This window comes from Dechloromonas aromatica RCB (assembly GCF_000012425.1).
Map to the genome: position 1 here is coordinate 3,593,840 of NC_007298.1, position 16,346 is coordinate 3,610,185.

The 16,346-nt window shown below is 60.7% G+C and carries 14 protein-coding genes; 2 read left to right on the top strand and 12 right to left on the bottom strand.

All coding sequences use genetic code 11. The annotated features are described in order from the left end of the window. Positions 1-207 precede the first annotated feature (207 nt). The 12 genes from DARO_RS17075 to DARO_RS17130 form a co-directional block, all read right to left on the bottom strand. Positions 208-1,071: an NAD(P)-dependent oxidoreductase gene (locus DARO_RS17075; RefSeq protein ID WP_011289065.1), complete on the bottom strand. Its 864-nt coding sequence runs from the start codon at positions 1,069-1,071 to the stop codon at positions 208-210. Between the two features lie 61 nt (positions 1,072-1,132). After that, positions 1,133-3,079 carry an EAL domain-containing protein gene (locus DARO_RS17080; RefSeq protein WP_049758762.1) on the bottom strand — a complete coding sequence of 649 codons (1,947 nt, stop codon included), beginning with the start codon at positions 3,077-3,079 and terminating at the stop codon, positions 1,133-1,135. A gap of 163 nt (positions 3,080-3,242) precedes the next feature. Next, positions 3,243-3,470 carry a YgaP family membrane protein gene (locus DARO_RS17085; RefSeq protein WP_011289067.1) on the bottom strand — a complete coding sequence of 76 codons (228 nt, stop codon included), beginning with the start codon at positions 3,468-3,470 and terminating at the stop codon, positions 3,243-3,245. After that, the gene (locus tag DARO_RS17090) at positions 3,467-6,673 is read right to left on the bottom strand and encodes an efflux RND transporter permease subunit (RefSeq protein ID WP_011289068.1); all 3,207 of its coding nucleotides are present in this window, start codon (positions 6,671-6,673) and stop codon (positions 3,467-3,469) included. Before DARO_RS17090 ends, DARO_RS17085 begins: the two co-directional genes overlap by 4 nt. A gap of 3 nt (positions 6,674-6,676) precedes the next feature. Then, positions 6,677-7,666 (bottom strand): efflux RND transporter periplasmic adaptor subunit, encoded by a 990-nt coding sequence (locus DARO_RS22670; protein WP_497462993.1) that lies wholly within the window; start codon positions 7,664-7,666, stop codon positions 6,677-6,679. A gap of 80 nt (positions 7,667-7,746) precedes the next feature. After that, positions 7,747-9,024, bottom strand: a complete 1,278-nt coding sequence (locus DARO_RS17100) for an MFS transporter (protein WP_497462994.1) — start codon at positions 9,022-9,024, stop codon at positions 7,747-7,749. A gap of 59 nt (positions 9,025-9,083) precedes the next feature. Next, positions 9,084-9,386, bottom strand: a complete 303-nt coding sequence (locus tag DARO_RS17105; RefSeq protein ID WP_011289071.1) for a c-type cytochrome — start codon at positions 9,384-9,386, stop codon at positions 9,084-9,086. 42 nt (positions 9,387-9,428) lie between these two features. After that, positions 9,429-10,487: a potassium channel protein gene (locus tag DARO_RS17110; RefSeq protein ID WP_011289072.1), complete on the bottom strand. Its 1,059-nt coding sequence runs from the start codon at positions 10,485-10,487 to the stop codon at positions 9,429-9,431. Next, positions 10,484-10,981 (bottom strand): DUF3124 domain-containing protein, encoded by a 498-nt coding sequence (locus tag DARO_RS17115; protein WP_011289073.1) that lies wholly within the window; start codon positions 10,979-10,981, stop codon positions 10,484-10,486. Before DARO_RS17115 ends, DARO_RS17110 begins: the two co-directional genes overlap by 4 nt. Before the next feature lie 108 nt (positions 10,982-11,089). Further along, on the bottom strand, positions 11,090-11,470 hold the full coding sequence (locus DARO_RS17120; RefSeq protein WP_011289074.1) for a response regulator: 381 nt from the start codon (positions 11,468-11,470) through the stop codon (positions 11,090-11,092). Continuing rightward, positions 11,467-14,238 carry a response regulator gene (locus tag DARO_RS17125; protein WP_011289075.1) on the bottom strand — a complete coding sequence of 924 codons (2,772 nt, stop codon included), beginning with the start codon at positions 14,236-14,238 and terminating at the stop codon, positions 11,467-11,469. The genes DARO_RS17120 and DARO_RS17125 overlap by 4 nt, the downstream gene beginning before the upstream one ends. Further along, entirely contained in the window at positions 14,235-14,624 is a 390-nt protein-coding gene (locus tag DARO_RS17130) for an Hpt domain-containing protein (RefSeq protein ID WP_011289076.1), read from the bottom strand. Before DARO_RS17130 ends, DARO_RS17125 begins: the two co-directional genes overlap by 4 nt. 142 nt (positions 14,625-14,766) lie before the next feature. On the opposite strand from DARO_RS17130, the gene DARO_RS17135 reads away from it, so the two are divergent. Together DARO_RS17135 and DARO_RS17140 are read left to right on the top strand one after the other, a co-directional pair. Beyond that, positions 14,767-15,471 carry a response regulator transcription factor gene (locus tag DARO_RS17135; RefSeq protein WP_011289077.1) on the top strand — a complete coding sequence of 235 codons (705 nt, stop codon included), beginning with the start codon at positions 14,767-14,769 and terminating at the stop codon, positions 15,469-15,471. Positions 15,472-15,670: 199 nt separating this feature from the next. Beyond that, positions 15,671-16,345, top strand: a complete 675-nt coding sequence (locus DARO_RS17140) for a transglutaminase-like cysteine peptidase (RefSeq protein WP_011289078.1) — start codon at positions 15,671-15,673, stop codon at positions 16,343-16,345. Position 16,346: the final 1 nt, after the last annotated feature.

Genomic DNA, 16,346 nt, shown 5'->3' on the forward strand with positions numbered 1-16,346 from the left:
GGTGCGTCTGGATGGGATGGCCGGCGCGAAGCGACGACGCTGCTGGCTCATGCCTGCAAGGAGGAGCGACAAAGTCGGGCGCCCGACCAGACGTGCCGGCAGCCGCGTAGCGCTGTGACACCACGATTGAATCGCCTCGAAGGCACAGACAGTAGTGTTCAAGCTGCAGGTCAGAAATGGATAAGCGGTCAACTGAGGTTTCAAGGATTACTGCCCCGACAGCCTTTCCAGCAATTTCAGCACGGCGATGGAATCTTCCTCGCCCAGCCCGGAACCGACCATGGCATTGAACATCTGCGCCGTGGCTGCCGAACCCGGCAGGCAAAGACCCAGTTCGTGCGCCGTCTGCATGACGATATTCAGATCCTTCTCATGCATCCAGCTCTTGAAGCCCGGCTTGAAATTACGGTCGAGCATGCGCTGACCATGGTTTTCGAGAATTTTTGAATAGGCGAAACCGCCGAGCAGAGCCTCGCGCACCTTGGCGCTATCGACCCCATTCTTGGCAGCAAAAGCGAAAGCCTCGGCGACAGCCAGCACGCCCATGCCGGTCACAATCTGGTTGGCGGCCTTGGCGACCTGCCCGGCGCCACTGGCACCGACATGCACGATGTTCTTGCCCATGCATTCAAAAGCCGGTTTCGCCTTGGCAAAAGCAGCATCGGAACCACCGGCCATGATCGACAAGGAGCCGGCAATCGCGCCAACTTCGCCGCCGGAAACCGGTGCATCGATAAAATCGATGCCGGCCGCGGCCAGGTCCTCACCAATCCTGCGCGCTGCAGCCGGGGCAATGGTGCTCATGTCGACCGCCACCAGACCGGATTCACCGGCGCTGGCCACACCACGCATGACTTCGGCCACATCCGGCGCGTCGGCCACCATGGAAATCACCAACTCATTGCCACGGGCAGCTTCAGCTGGGCTGGCCGCCCCCTTGGCACCAGCGTCGAGCAGGGGTTGCATGGATTCGGCGCGGCGCGCCCAGACCGTCACCTGATGTCCACCCTTGATCAGGTTGAGCGCCATCGGGCGCCCCATGATGCCTAAACCGATGAATCCGATTTTCATGCTGAACTCCGTGTCGAGAAGGCTGGAATTTTAGGCTCCCGCGCCCCGGGGTCAAGACAGATCAGGTCTGCAGGGCAGTATTTTCCAGAAAACGGCCGACGCCAACGACCTCTTCCGCACAAACCGGCTGATAGAAATGGAAGCCCTGCACCCGTTCGCACTCCAGGGTACGGAGGAATTCGGCCTGGGCGAAGTTTTCAACCCCCTCGGCCACCAGTTGCAAGCCCAGCGAGCGGCCAAGCAGCACGATCGAAGTGACCAGCGAGGCAGCATCCGGATCGGTTTCGACATCGGCCAGGAATGAGCGATCAATTTTCAGGCGATCAAGCGGGAAACGGCGCAGGTAGGCCAAGGACGAATAGCCGGTGCCAAAATCGTCGATGGCCAGCTTGATACCCATGGCCCGAAGTTGGGCCAGCGTCTGGATCGCCGCATCGACCTCGTGCATGATCGTGCTTTCGGTGATTTCCAATTCCAGGCGCCCGGTGGGCAGGCCCGTTTCAGCCAGAATGGCCTGGACCGACGAGATAAATTCGGGCTGCCGGAACTGATGGGCCGAAATATTGACGGCCATTTCCCCCATGTCGATACCGGCATCAAGCCATTCCCTGGCCTGCCGGCAGGCCGTCAGCAAGACCCAGTGACCGAGCGGCAGGATCAGACCACATTCTTCGGCCACCGGGATAAATTCGGCCGGCGGAATCAGTCCGCGCAACGGGTGTCGCCAGCGAACCAGGGCTTCAACACCGACAACCTTGCCGCTGAGCAGATCGATTTGCGGCTGGTAATACAGCACCAGTTGGTTTTCGGCCAGCGCGCACCACAGTTCGCTTTCGAGATGCAGGCGTTTATTGGCCGCGGCATTCATCGGCTCGGTGAAGAACTTGTGGTTGTTACGACCATTGGCCTTGGCGTAGTACATGGCCGTATCGGCATTCCGGATCAGCGCCTGGGCATCCCGGCCATCTTCCGGATACAGGCTGATGCCAATCGATGATGTGCAGTGCAATACATGTCCATCGATGTTGCACGGGTCACCGATGCCCCCGGCCAGCTGCTGGACCAGTTCGATCACCGCCTCTTCATTGATCAGTTGATCGACAACGACGACAAACTCGTCCCCACCCAGGCGAAAAAGGCGCTTCGTCAGGTCCATCTGCGCCCCCAGCCGGCGAGCCAACTCACTCAGTAGTCGGTCACCGGCATGATGGCCAAGCGAGTCGTTGATCGTCTTGAAATTATCCAGATCGATGATCAACAGCGCCAGGCGGTTGATCCCCGGGGTCGCCCCCTCCAGCAGGGTATCGAGATGCGCATCGAGCGCCAGCCGATTCGGCAGATTGGTCAGCGGATCATGACGAGCCAGATACTCCAGGCGCTCCGCCTGCGCCCGACTTTCGCTGATATCGGAAAAGACGGCGACGAAATGCGAGAGCTGCACACCATCCTCGCAGATGGCCGTGATGCGCATCTGCTTCGGATAGATCGTGCCATCCTTCCGGCGATCCCAGATTTCACCTTCCCAGGAACCGTTCTCGGCCACAAAATCCCAGACATTCCGGTGAGAGGCCAGACCCTGATGCCCCGCACTGAGCATGGTTGGCGTCTTGCCAAAAACATCCTTGCCGGCGTAGCCGGTAATCTGCTCAAAGGCCGAATTCACCGAGAGAATGCGTTGGGCGCTGTCGGTGAGCATCATGGCTTCAGACGCGTGGTCGACGATCAGCCGTTGCAGGGCCAGCCCGGCTTCCACCTGGCGTTTTGTTGCGAGCAGTTGACGGTAAGCCTGGACGACCAGCGCGGTGAGAAGCACGCTCAGGACCAGCAAAAAAAGCTTCCACGTCGGCAACTCGGAGGGCGTAGTCTCGCCTGGCAGAAACGAAATCTTCGCCGCAGCATGGCGACTGGCAATCCACAGATCGAGGCCAATCAGGCACCAGACCAGGACAACCGCCCCCATGGCGAACAACACGAACTTTCGGCCGGCTACGGCCGGACTTTGCGTCAAAATATTACTTTCCGGATACACACGTTGTGCGGAGTGTAGCCGAGAGAAAACAATGTTTCAGCGAAATTTACCGGGCGCCATCAAAAAAGGCATTTCGCATACACAACAAGCACTTACAATAACTTGCTAATCTTTGATCTTAAAGCCATTTTTCAAGTGCCACTTAGCCGCAACAGGAACCGCCGTTGCTGCGCTTGACGCCCATTTTGGCCAGCAGTTTTTCCGGTGGGCAGAACCCGGTGAAGCCGCTCTGTAGCAGATTGAAGCCGACGAAAGCGGTGAAGACGAGGAACCACTTCGAGACAAAGATCGGACTACCTTCGACCCCCAGGGCGAGCGACAAAAGGATGAAAGCGCCGGCCATGATGCGGATGATGCGTTCGATGGTCATTGTTGATGCTCCTTGCGAAAAGCCGAGTAATAAAGAACCGGGATCACCACCAGCGTCAGCAGGGTGGAGACGAGAATGCCGAAGATCATGCTCAACGCCAGTCCGTTGAAGATCGGGTCATCGAGAATGAACAGGGCGCCAAGCATGGCGGCCAGCGCCGTCAGCGCGATAGGCTTGGCGCGGACGGCCGCCGACTGGATCACCGCATCGTGGAAGTTGATGCCAGCCGCCACCTGCTGCTTGATGAAGTCAACGAGCAGGATCGAATTGCGGACGATGATGCCGGCCAGGGCGATCATGCCGATCATCGAAGTGGCGGTGAATTGCGAGCCGAACAAGGCGTGACCGGGCATGACGCCGATGATGGTCAGCGGAATCGGCGCCATGATGATCAGCGGCACGAGGTAGCTGCCAAAGTGAGCGACCACGAGCAGATAGATCAGGACCAGGCCGACCGCGTAGGCAATGCCCATGTCGCGGAAGGTTTCGTAGGTGACCTGCCATTCGCCATCCCATTTCACACTGTAGCCGGCGTAGGGATCGCCTGGCTGGCGAATGAACCATTCGCCCAGCGCGCCGCCTTCCTTGAGCGCCATACCGTTGATTTTGGAGCGGATGTCGAACATGCCATAGAGCGGCGAATCCAGCTTGCCGCCCATGTCGCCGACCACATAAACGACCGGTAGCAGATCCTTGTGATAGATCGCCTTCTCGCGGGCCACGTCACGCACTTCGACCAGCTCGGAAACCGGCACCAGCTGGCCGTCACGCGAACGGACACGCAGCTTGAGCAAGGCATCAAGCGTGGATTGTTTTTCGGCCGGCAGCGTCACCCGCACCGGAATCTCGAACTTCGATTCGGTATTGCGCGCTGGCGTCACGTCCTGCCCGGCCAGCCCCATGCCAACCACCTCGACGATGTCGCTCTGCGCCACGCCCATCTGCGCCGCCTTGCTCTGCATGACATGCAATACGAACTTGCGGGAATCGGCCTCGATATAGTCGTCCACCGCAACAACATCTGCCGTCTTTTCAAAGGCGGCGCGCACCTGCTTGCCAACCGCCATCTGACCGGCGTAATCCGGCCCATAGACCTCGGCAACGATGGGCGACATCACCGGCGGCCCTGGCGGCACCTCGACGATCTTGGCGACGCCACCATTGCGCTTGCCAATGGCCTCGATGCGCTCGCGCACCGAAACGGCGATTTCGTGGCTCTGCCGCGAACGATGATGCTTGTCGGCCAGATTGACCTGAAGATCCCCCTTTTCCGGCACCGCCCGCAGGTAGTACTGGCGGACCAGGCCATTGAAATTGATCGGGCTGGCCGTCCCGGCATAGGCCTGGTAATTGATGACATCCGGCACACTGGCCAGTTCGGCGCCAATCTCATGCAGCACCCGCGCCGTTTCTTCCAGCGGCGTACCGACCGGCATGTCGACCACAATCTGGAATTCGCTCTTGTTGTCGAAGGGCAGCATCTTCAGCACGACGAGCTGGAAGTAAGCCAGCGAGACCGAACCGAGGATCAGCAGCACGACGACAATGGCCAGTTTGACACGGGCGGCGCCACCGGTCAGCGGATCGAGGAAGGGGGTCAGCAGCTTGCGGAAAGTGCTGTCAAGTTTGGCATCAAGCTTCGACGGCTTCGGCTGGCCATGCGCATTGCCGTGTGACTTCATCAGCCTGGCGGCCAGCCACGGCGTCACGATAAAGGCCACGGCCAGCGAAATGGCCATGCCCATCGACGAGTTGATCGGAATCGGGCTCATGTACGGCCCCATCAGGCCTGAAACGAAAGCCATCGGCAGCAGCGCCGCGATCACGGTCAGCGTCGCCAGAATAGTCGGTCCGCCCACTTCGTCGACCGCGCCCGGAATGATTTCGAGCAGACTTTTCTCGGGATGCAGCCCCTGCCAGCGATGGATGTTCTCGACCACGACAATGGCGTCATCAACCAGGATGCCGATCGAGAAAATCAGTGCGAACAGCGAAACGCGATTCAACGTGAAGCCCCAGGCCCAGGAAGCAAACAGCGTCGCCGCCAGGGTCAGCGTCACGGCCACGCCGACGATCACCGCCTCACGACGGCCAAGCGCGAAGAAGACCAGCGCCACGACGAAAGCGGTGGCGAAGATCAGCTTTCCGATCAGCTTTTGCGCCTTTTCAGTCGCCGTTTCTCCGTAGTTGCGGGTGACGGTCACTTCGACCCCCTCCGGAATAACCGTGTTCTTCAACGCCTCGATGCGTGCAATGGCGCCACTCGCCACATCGGCGGCGTTGACACCCGGCTGCTTGGACAGCTGGATGGTCACCGCCGGAAATTCGCCAGACTTGTTGCCAAACCAGGCATAGCGCTTCGGCTGGTCGGGACCGTCCTCAACCATCGCCACATCGCTCATGTAGATCGGTTTGCGCTCGCGGACGGCGACGACCAGACGTTTCACATCGGCGGCCGATTCGAGATAAGTCCCGGTCTGCACCAGCACCTCACGATTGCCCGTAGTCAGGCTGCCGGAGGACTGCAAGGCATTCGAAACCTTCAGGGCGCCGGCAATATCCTGCGGCGTGACGCCAAAAGCGTTCATCCGCTCGGCATCCATCAGGATGCGGATGGCGTGATCGGGACCACCAAGGGTGGACACATCGCGCGTCCCCTTGATGCGCTTCAGTTCGATTTCGACCGCGCGCGCCACCTGCTGCAGGTCGAAGGCAGAACGGGCCGGGTCCGGCGTCCAGAAAGTCAACGAGACGATAGGCACGTCGTCGATGCCACGCGGCTTGACCACCGGCTCCTGCACGCCGAGATTGGGCGCCAGCCAGTCACGATTCGAATGCACCGTATCGTAAAGACGCAGGACGGCGTCGTTGTATTTGACGCCAACCTCGAACTGCACGGTAATCACCGCCATGCCGGGACGCGACATCGAATAGACATGTTCAACGCCATGCAGGCGCGACAGCACCTGCTCGCCCGGCCGTGCGACCAGGTTCTCGACATCCTTGGCCGAAGCACCGGGAAAGGCGACCAGCACGTCGGCCATGGTCACATCGATCTGTGGCTCTTCTTCGCGCGGCGTGACCAGCGTTGCAAACAACCCCATCAGGAAGGCGACCAACGCCAGCAAGGGCGTCATCCGCGAAGACTGGAAGGCGGCGGCAATGCGCCCGGAAATACCGAGGCGACCGTTATCGTGGCTCATCGCCTACTGACCTGACTTGAGCTGGATGGCGGCCTTGACCGGATCGGTGACCACCTTGTCGCCACTGGCCAGGCCGGCCAGCACCTCGATCTCGCCCTGCCCGACGGTATCGCCCAGACGCAGCTGGCGCAGGCTCAGACGGTTGTCGGGGGTTTGCACATAGACCGCCGCTACTTCGCCACGGCGGAGCACGGCGACAGCCGGCACCGTCAGTTTTTCCGCCTGACCGGTCACGAAATGAACGCGGGCGAACATGCCAGGCATCGCATCCGCCACATCCGGCAAGCTGACGCGCACCTGCGAAACATGGGTCGAAGCATCGGCGGTCGGCAGCAACTGAACGCTATTTGAGTCGACCCATTTGCCCAGCTCCGGAAATTCGACCCGCGCCGTTTTCACGGAGCGCATCTCCTTCAGGCGATGCTGCGGAATACTGGCCGTAACCCGCAGGCTTCCCGGCTGATAAATGGTGAACAAAGGCACACCGGGCATGGCCATATCACCCAGTTCGGCATGGCGACGGGCGACAATGCCGGTGATCGGCGCAACGATGGTTGCATGACTCTGACTGGCCCCGGCCGCCGAGCGATTGGCGGCGGCTGCATCAAAATCGGCCTTGGCCTTGTCGAGCGCGGCACCGCTCATGAATTTCTGCGCCACCAAGCTTTTCGTCCGTTCGTAACTGACTTTGGCATTGGCGTACTGCGCCTCAGCCGCCCGCGCTGCCTCAGCCGCTTCGCGGGCATCGATACGCATCAGCACATCGCCCTTCTTCACGGACTGCCCGGCATCGGCCTTCACTTCCAGCACCCGGCCCGCCAACTGGGCGCCAACCGTCGCCTGCTGGACAGCTTCAACCAGCGATTCGGCAGGAAAAGTCAGATCGACCGCATGCCGCTGGACGGCAACGACCGGCAACGGCTCGACGGAAAATACCGCAGTCGATACCAAAAGAAGGCCAAAAACCAAAGGACGAAGAATGTTTGCGCTCATAAATATAAGCATACTCTAATTTAGATGGGTTTCACAAGCCATTCCAAGGTCACTCCTTGATTTAATTAGACTTTCCTGGCTTACCCAGCCTGCCAGATATTCCGGCAGCGCGTTTCCCTGATCCACCAGCAGGATGCAGCGCCCAGAATGGCGCAGACGGTGAGCACCAGGACGCCATGGCGCCAGATTTCGACATCGTAAACACGGGCGCCACTGACCATCTCACCCTTCCAGCCGAGATCCATGATCCAGCCAACCAGCGGTTGCAGCAGCGCACCGGCCAGGAAGCCCCCCATGTTGGCGACGCTGGTCGACATGCCGGACAGCATGGGCGGATTCACTTCCTTGGAACAGGCCCAGGTCAGACTGAATCCCGCCGTCGTCAGCCCCATCAGGGCAAAAAGTGCATACGACAACGCCAGCGGCATCGTCGTGCAGGACAGCCAGATCAGCCAGATTGCGCCATAAAGGTGCGATGCGACGATCAGCACCGGTTTGCGCCGGCCCAGACGGTCGGACAAACCGCCGATGAACAGGCAACCAATGGCAAAGCCGCCAAACCACAGGGACAGGTGTGTCGCCGCGACGGCACGCGCCAGGCCATGCACTTGCATCAAATAAGGCATCGCCCACAAGCCGGCGAAGGTAAAAAAGGCGCCGGACATGCCGGTATTGACCGCCACCGCCGGCCAGGTATCCCTGTTTTTGACCACGGCCCACAGGTTGGACAACACCGCCGTCCGGTCGAAGTGTGGCTTGGGGACGGCCACCCCGGATTCCGGCGTATCGCGGACGATCAGCCAGCACAAGGCGCCCAAAACCAGCGAAGCAAAGCCGACGCCGATGAACACGCCACGCCAGCCGGTCGCCTGGGCCAGCGCCGAGAGGGGCGCACCGGCCAGCACCGAACCAAGATTGCCGATCAGCATGCAGATACCGACCATGGTGGCAAAGCGGTTTTCCTCGAACCACACGGCAACCAGCTTGAGCATGGCGATGAAGGTGACCGACACACCAAACCCGATCAGTGTGCGACCAACCAGAGCCAGCTCAAGGCTTGGCGCGAATCCAAAAAGGAAGCTGCCGGCACCGCCGATCAATCCGCCAAGAGCCAGGATACGCCGCGGCCCGAGCGTATCGACGAGAATGCCGGTCGGCACCTGCATCAGCGTATAAACGTAAAAATAGGTCGCAGCCAGGATGCCGAGCGAAGCCGCCGACGTCTCGAAAGAGGCCGCCAGATCCTGGGCGATCCCGGCCGGAGCGAAACGCTGGAAGAAGGACAGGATATAGGCCAGCGCCACGATGCCAAGGGCCAGCCAGCGGCGGCGCATCTGTTCTCGGGTCAGTGATTTCAATGGCTCGCCTTTACTGGTTTGGGCGCTCTGATCGGCGCCCGGTGAATCTGCTTATTGCGTCACTTCTGGGAAAGCACCCACTTGGCCAGCGTTGCCGCTTCGGCGTCGGTCACATTGTTGGGTGGCATCGGCACCATGCCCCACTCATCCTTGCTGCCATTTTTGATCTTTCCCACCAAGGTTGCCTCGGCCCCCTTCTCGGCGGCACGCTTGCTCGCAATGTCCTTGTAGGCCGGACCGACAATTTTCTTGTCGATGGCGTGGCAGGTCATGCAGTTCTTGGCCTTGGCCAGTTCCGGCGAAGCCTGGGCGGTACCGGCGGCAAGCAATGACGCCCCGATCGCCAAAATCATCATTCGCATTGTTTTTCTCCAAAACATTGAGGTCAAAAAAGTCTCGGCCAATCAGGCCGCCATATCGATCAGCAGCGTTTCGATTTCCGTCCGCCCGACGGGGCTGGCCATGGCAATCAGCATGTAGCCCGGTTTGAGCAGGAAGTCCTTGTCCGGATTGAACTGCCAGCTGCCATTGCGCTCGCGCACGGCAAGGAAAACGTAATTGGCACTGCGCAGCTTCAACGTGCCCAGCGGCTTGGGAATGAATCCGGCCGGCACCGGTACCTCCTCGACCCGCAGATTTTTTTCCGACTTCAACATTTCGTCGAGGAAGGAAACCACGTGCGGGCGGATCATCGCCGAGGCGATGCGCATGCCGCCGGTAAAGTCCGGCGAAACGATGGCATCCGCCCCCGCCTTGCGCATTTTCTCGATATTGCGCTGCTCCGTGCAGCGCGCCACCACACGCAAATCGGGCTTCAACTGCTTGGCCGTGATGACGATCATCAGGTTGCGCGAATCGTCGCCGGTCACCGCGAACAGGCCCTTGGCATCCTCGAGATCGGCGGCCAACAGAATATCGTCGTCGCTGGCATCGCCATGCAGGTAAAGAAAGCCCGGGTTTCTGTCCTTGTAATCCTCCAGGCGCTGCATATCCTCGTCGATCCCGACGAAATGCCGATTGGTCGCCTCCAGTTCGTGCGCGATGTTGCGTCCGACACGGCCGTAGCCACAGAGGATGTAATGACCTTTGAGTTTCTTGATAGCTTTTTCCATGCGTTTTCTCCGCAGGGTTCCATTGAGGTCGGTCTCGAGCAGCGCCACGGTCACGACCGAAAACAGCAGCGACAGATTGCCGGCGCCAAGAATGCCGATGACCACGGTCAGAATCCGGGCCGGCTGGTTGCTCGACATGTCGATGATTTCACCGAAGCCGATGGTGGCGACGGTGATGAAGGTCATGTAGAACGCGTCAAACCACGAATATTTGCCCTCGGTCAGCACCATGTAACCGACCGTGCCAAACACATGTACGGCAATCAGCATGCCGACTGCGACATAGAGCAGCCGGAGAATGTAGCCGGTCTGCAGGGCCCTGATCGGGGAAACGCCGGAATCGCCGCTCATTCCGCCAGCGGCACCGATTGCGTCATGAAGATCACCGCCTTGCCGCCATCCATGTTGGCGTGCAGCGACTCGACCAGCGGCGGATTGATCGGCTGTTCAGCTTCCCACTTGATGATGAAATTGGCCCCCGAACCGCCGGATGCATCGTTTAGTTCAACGAACAACTCCAGCGTTCCCAGTGGCGGCACGATCACCGGCGCCGGCACCCGCTCACCAAGCAGCTTGCCATGCGTATCGAAATATTTGGCGGTCAAAACCCGCAGTGGCCGCTTGCTATCGGTATTGCGAATGCTGACCAGCGCCGAGAGCAGCACATACGAGGCCTTGCCGCTCTTGCCCAGATTGCCGTACAGCATGTGGGAATAGATCGGCAGGTACAACGTCTGCCCCTTGACCAGCTGCCGCGCCTCCTGCGCCAACGCCACAGTCGACGTCCCGAGAATAGCCAAAATCAGGGCGCCAAAAAATACCCAGGAAAATTTCCGATGTCCCATGTCTCCCCCTTATGCGTACCGTCGGTACGTGGCCCCCAGGCCATTTCATCCGATTCTGCCACAACCATCACCAGCCGGGGCAACAAGGAAAAAGCCGGGCAACGGGCCTTAGGGGGGTGAGGGGCCGAGCATGGTTCGCAACAGACCGGCCAGCGACGGCCAGTTGACCGGCTTGGCAATGTAGTCGGCCGAAAGTGCCTGCGCCTGGGCGATAAAAGCCGGATCGCTGCGTCCCGTGACCAGCACCACAGGAAAGCCGGCACCATGACTGGCCCGGATCGCGGCACCGACCTCGAAACCATCCAGTCCCGGCATCTCGACATCGAGCAACACGATGTCAAATGGCTGCCGTCGGAATTCGGCCAGTGCATCGCGGCCATTGTCCACGATGGTCGGCACGAAATCGCCACCAGCCAGGGCTGCCTGCGACAACAGGGCAACCGTCGGGTCGTCATCGGCGACCAGAACCCGCCATGCCCCCTGGCTCATGCCGCCAGCTCCACCAATACGGCCTTGAGCGCCGCATCGACCCGCCGCCATTCGCTGCGCAAGCCATCAACCCGGGCCAGCAATTCGCGCATCCGGACCTCCCGGGCCAGTTGCTCGACCTCCCGGCAGCGCTCGGCAAAGACAGCGGCACCGACATTGAAACTGCTCGACTTGAGTGCATGGACAGCGCCCGCCATCAACGCCGCATCGCCATCGGCCAGGCCCTGATCAAAACGCCCCCATTCCCGCTCGGCGGCTTTCAGATAGGCGACGACCACCTGGCGCACCAAAGCATCGCCCCCCTCGGGCGACAGGGCGCGAATCTTGTCAAAAGCCGTCTGTTCCAGCGGTGTGACGGGCTCCGGCAAGCTCGCGCTCGCCACCGGCTGGGCGTTGGCGACGGCAGGCGTTGGGACAGCGGACTTGCGCCGTTCAGCCGGCAGCCAGCGGGCCAGCAGCGTCAGCAACTCCTCGCCGCTGTAGGGCTTGGCCAGATACTCGTCCATTCCGGCGTCCTTGCAACGCTCGCGGTCACCCTTCATCGCATTGGCGGTCAGCGCGATGACCGGCAGATGCCGGCCGGACACGGCCTCCCGCTCGCGTAGCGCCATGGTCGCTGCAAAACCGTCGAGCACGGGCATCTGGCAATCCATCAGGACCAGATCAACCGTTTCTTCGGCCAGAATATCCAGCGCCTGCTGGCCATCGCTGGCAGCGATGACCTCCAGTCCCATGCGCTCGAGCTGGGCGCGCGCCACGACGAGATTACTTTCATTGTCTTCGGCAACCAGAACACGGCCGCGCAATTTCCTGGCTGGGCTATCGATCACCGCTGTGTCGCTCACGGAGCGCCGTTGCAGGGTCGTTTCGATGGCCCGCAGCAACTCGGCCTGACGGACGGGCTTGGGCAGGCAGGCGGCAATCTGCAGACTCGCCCTTTCCGCCTTGCTCAATGCGTCCACCTGCGCCGAAATGATGATCACCCGCGTCGGCGCCAGATTCTGGTCGGCGCGCAAGGCGCGCACCACATCGCAGCCAGGCAGATCCGGCATCTGCGTATCGATCAGCAGCAAGGCGTATGGCTCTCCCTCTTCAACCGCGGCCTTGAGCACGGAGAGCCCGGCCAGGCTTGAGGCCGCACCTTCGGCGATGAATCCCCGGCCACGCAGCAGGGCAAGCAACACCTCGCGTTGGGTCGAGCTGTCATCGACCACCAGCACACGCGCCCCGGTTGCAGGCAGGGCCTGCTTTTCCGGCGACGCCACCGGCAATTTGCCGAGCGGCAGGTCTAGCTCGACGGTAAAAGCAGCCCCTTTTCCAGGCGTACTCTCAACGTGAATCCGCCCCCCCATCATATCGACCAGATGCCGGCAAATGGCCAGCCCGAGGCCCGTTCCACCATATTTCCGGGTCGTCGAACCATCGGCCTGCAGAAAATGCTCAAAAATCTTTTCCTGGGCATCCAGCGGGATGCCTATCCCCGTATCGCTGACGACCAGGGCCAGCTTCAGGCCATTGTCACGCGGCTCGACAACAAGCAGCCGCAGCAGAATTTCCCCGGTCTCGGTGAATTTGACCGCATTGCCCAGGAGATTGGTCACGATCTGGCGCAAGCGCAACGGGTCGCCACGCACGATCAGCTTTTCATCCGGTGGCAAGTCCGCCACCAGTTCCAGCCCCTTGCGCCGCGCCGGTTGCGAGAATAGCTCCAACGACTCTTCAAGCAGGTTGCGCAGGTCGAAATCGACCACATCGAGTTCCAGCTTGCCGGCTTCGATTTTCGAGAAATCGAGAATGTCGTTGATAATGTGAAGCAAGTGCTTGCCGGAACGCTCGACCGCTTCGACGAACTGGCGTTGCGTCGGCTCCAGTTCGGTACCCAGCAACAACTCCGTCATGCCAAGCACCCCGTTCATCGGTGTCCGGATTTCATGGCTCATCGTCGCCAGAAACTCGCTCTTGGCCTGGCTGCCTGCCTCCGCCGCCTCCTTGGCGAGGCGCAGTTCGCGCGTCCGCTGCTCGACGATCTGCTCCAGATTGCCCAGGTGCGTCGACAACCAGTGATCGCGCTCGCGGATTTGCTCGACCATCTGGTTGAATCCGGTCACCAGCTGATCGATTTCGGTGACCCGACTGTCGGCAGCACGGATATCAAGCCGCCCGACCGAAACATCGGCCATGTGCCGGGTCAAGTCCTGCAGCGGCTCGATCAGTCGCCCCACCTGCCGGGACTGTAAATGCAGGGCAATGGCCAGCGCAGCGGCCATTTCGACCAGAATCAGACCGAGATAGCCAAGCAGATGCTGATAGGCCCCGCCCAAGTCTGTGCTCAGACGCAGCCAGCCGGCGGGCTGCCCGGCCACCTGGGCTGGCGCCAGAAAATCAATACGCCGCCAGGAATACGCGTGTCCGGCAACCGGCCCGGACAGCGGGGCCGGCGCAGCCACCTCGGCCCCATTGCGATCAAAGGCGACGAGCAGCGAAAGATCCTCGCGGAATACCGCGACCGAATGCAGATAAGGCATGCCCTTCAAGGCAGCAAACTTGCTCTCCGCCGCCGCCCGGTCATTGATCATCAACACAGGCTGCGCCTTGTCCCTGAGCTGATCAAGGTGCCGGTAACCCGCCTCGACATGCGCCTGCATCGTCATCCAGACGAAGGTAAAGACAATGAAGACGGTGGCAAAGACGATAGCTGAAGCCAGCACATAAAAATTGATGCGCGCCAGTCGGGACGGCAGCGGGCTCGTCGACAGCGGCAAACTCACGCCGAGCCTCCCGGCCCCAGACGATTCTCCTTCCAGGCAGTGGCGGCCGCCTGCCACGACTCGCGGAAATCATTGCCGAGTCTTTGTCGCAAGTCTTCCGGAACCACCGATTGGCCGCCAGCGAGGCGCCCCAGCAGCAAGTCCTCCAGCGCACCGGCCGTCTCCGCCAGGCGTCCCGCCCCGACATTGGCTGCCGCGCTGCGAATGGCATGCACCCGCTTCCGCTCCTCCGCATCGTCGCCTATCGTGCCCCGCCACGACTGCTCCCAATCGGCATAATGCTCAACGAACAAACCGACGGCCTGCCACCATAACAAAGGCTGGCCGAGCATACGCTCGACCGCACCCATCACGTCAAAGCCATCCAGGGAGTGAGGAACCGACATTGGTTTGAAAATACAAAACGATCATCAAGAAGCTAATTTTGCGCCGATAAGCTGCCTCATTGTTAAAGAATCGTAAAACATTTCCTTTCAATTACATTGGATTACAATCACTTCTTTATTGCGCAAAAGAAATGAAAATAGCATGCGCCAGACTGCACTGATTGTTGAAGATGACCCGGGCACCCGCCACGTATTGAGCACGACACTGGCCACCGCCGGGATCGACAGCATCTACGCCGAAAACGGAGCAGCCATGTGGCGGCAGCTCGACGAGAAACCGGATGTCATCATCCTTGACCTCAGCCTGCCGGATGTCGACGGGCTGGAGCTGCTGCGCCAGCTGCGACAAACCTCCGAAATCCCTGTCCTGATCCACTCGACCCGCTCCGACGAGATCGAGCGCATCATCGGCATCGAGATCGGCGCCGACGACTTCCTGCCCAAGCCCTGCAACATGCGGGAACTGCTTGCCCGCACCCGTGGCCTGCTCCGCCGTTGCCAGCGCACCAGCCCTCCCCGCCACGAAATGCGCCGCCTGCATTTCGGCGAATGGACGCTGGATACCGCCTCCCGCGAACTATCCCGGGCCGGCAATGCGCCAACGCCGCTCGGGGTGTCCGGCTATGCGCTACTTGTCGCTTTTCTTGAGCAGCCGTTCGAGCCGCTTTCCCGCGAATACCTGTCACGCATGCTGAAACGCGAATACGTTCCCTACGACCGGATCATCGACGTCCACGTCAGCCAGATCAGGCGGATTCTCGGCAAGCAGGCCGATGGCAGCGCTTTCATCAAGACGCTGCGTTCACAAGGTTATGTCTTTATCGCCCAAGTCGAAGCGACGAACTAATCAGGGCTGAATTTTGTGTCTGAGCCATGCTTGCGAGCATGGCTTTTTTTCGTCCGCGTCGGCTGTGTCGCCGGCAATGGCAGAGAAATCGCGAATCCCCGGCCGAGGAGCGATGTATTTTCATTTTGATGGTGGATAATCGCGGAGTCTCGCCTTCCCGCTGTCGTTCTCCGACCCTTTTCACCGATCATTCAACGACTTGAGTAACCGAGCCTCCCCGCTTCGCCTGCTGACCATTGCGGCCACGCTAGTCGCGCTGTGCCTGAACGGCCTGCCGCTGGCGCTGGGCTGGGATTTCGAGCATCTGCAACAGCTGGTCAGCAGCCGTTTTGGCGCCGGGCAGCTGCCCTTGCTGCGCGACTGGCAACGCACGCTGGTCGAAGGGCGCAACACCCAAGAGAGCGACAAGCTGAGGCGAATCAACGATTTCTTCAATCGGCGCATCACCTTCGACGACGACATGTCGGTCTGGGGCCAGAACGACTACTGGGCGACGCCCAGCGAAATCATTGGCCAGGGGCGCGGCGACTGCGAAGACTTCTCGATTGCCAAGTACTACTCGCTGATCGAACTCGGCATCCCGATCAACAAACTCCGTCTGGTCTATGTCAAGGCCAGGCAGACCGGACCCGCCGGCACCTTCCTGGTCGCCCACATGGTGCTCGCCTACTACGCGACACCGAATGCCGACCCGCTGGTCCTCGACAACCTGAACCCCCAGATCCTGCCTGCTTCGCGGCGCAGCGATCTTTCCCCGATTTTCAGTTTCAACAGTGCAGGCCTTTGGCAGGGCACCGGCAATCAGTCCAGCCAGAGCAATCTCTCCCGCTGGCAGGATCTGCAGGCCCGGGCGCGCGCCGAAGGCTTCCAGTGAG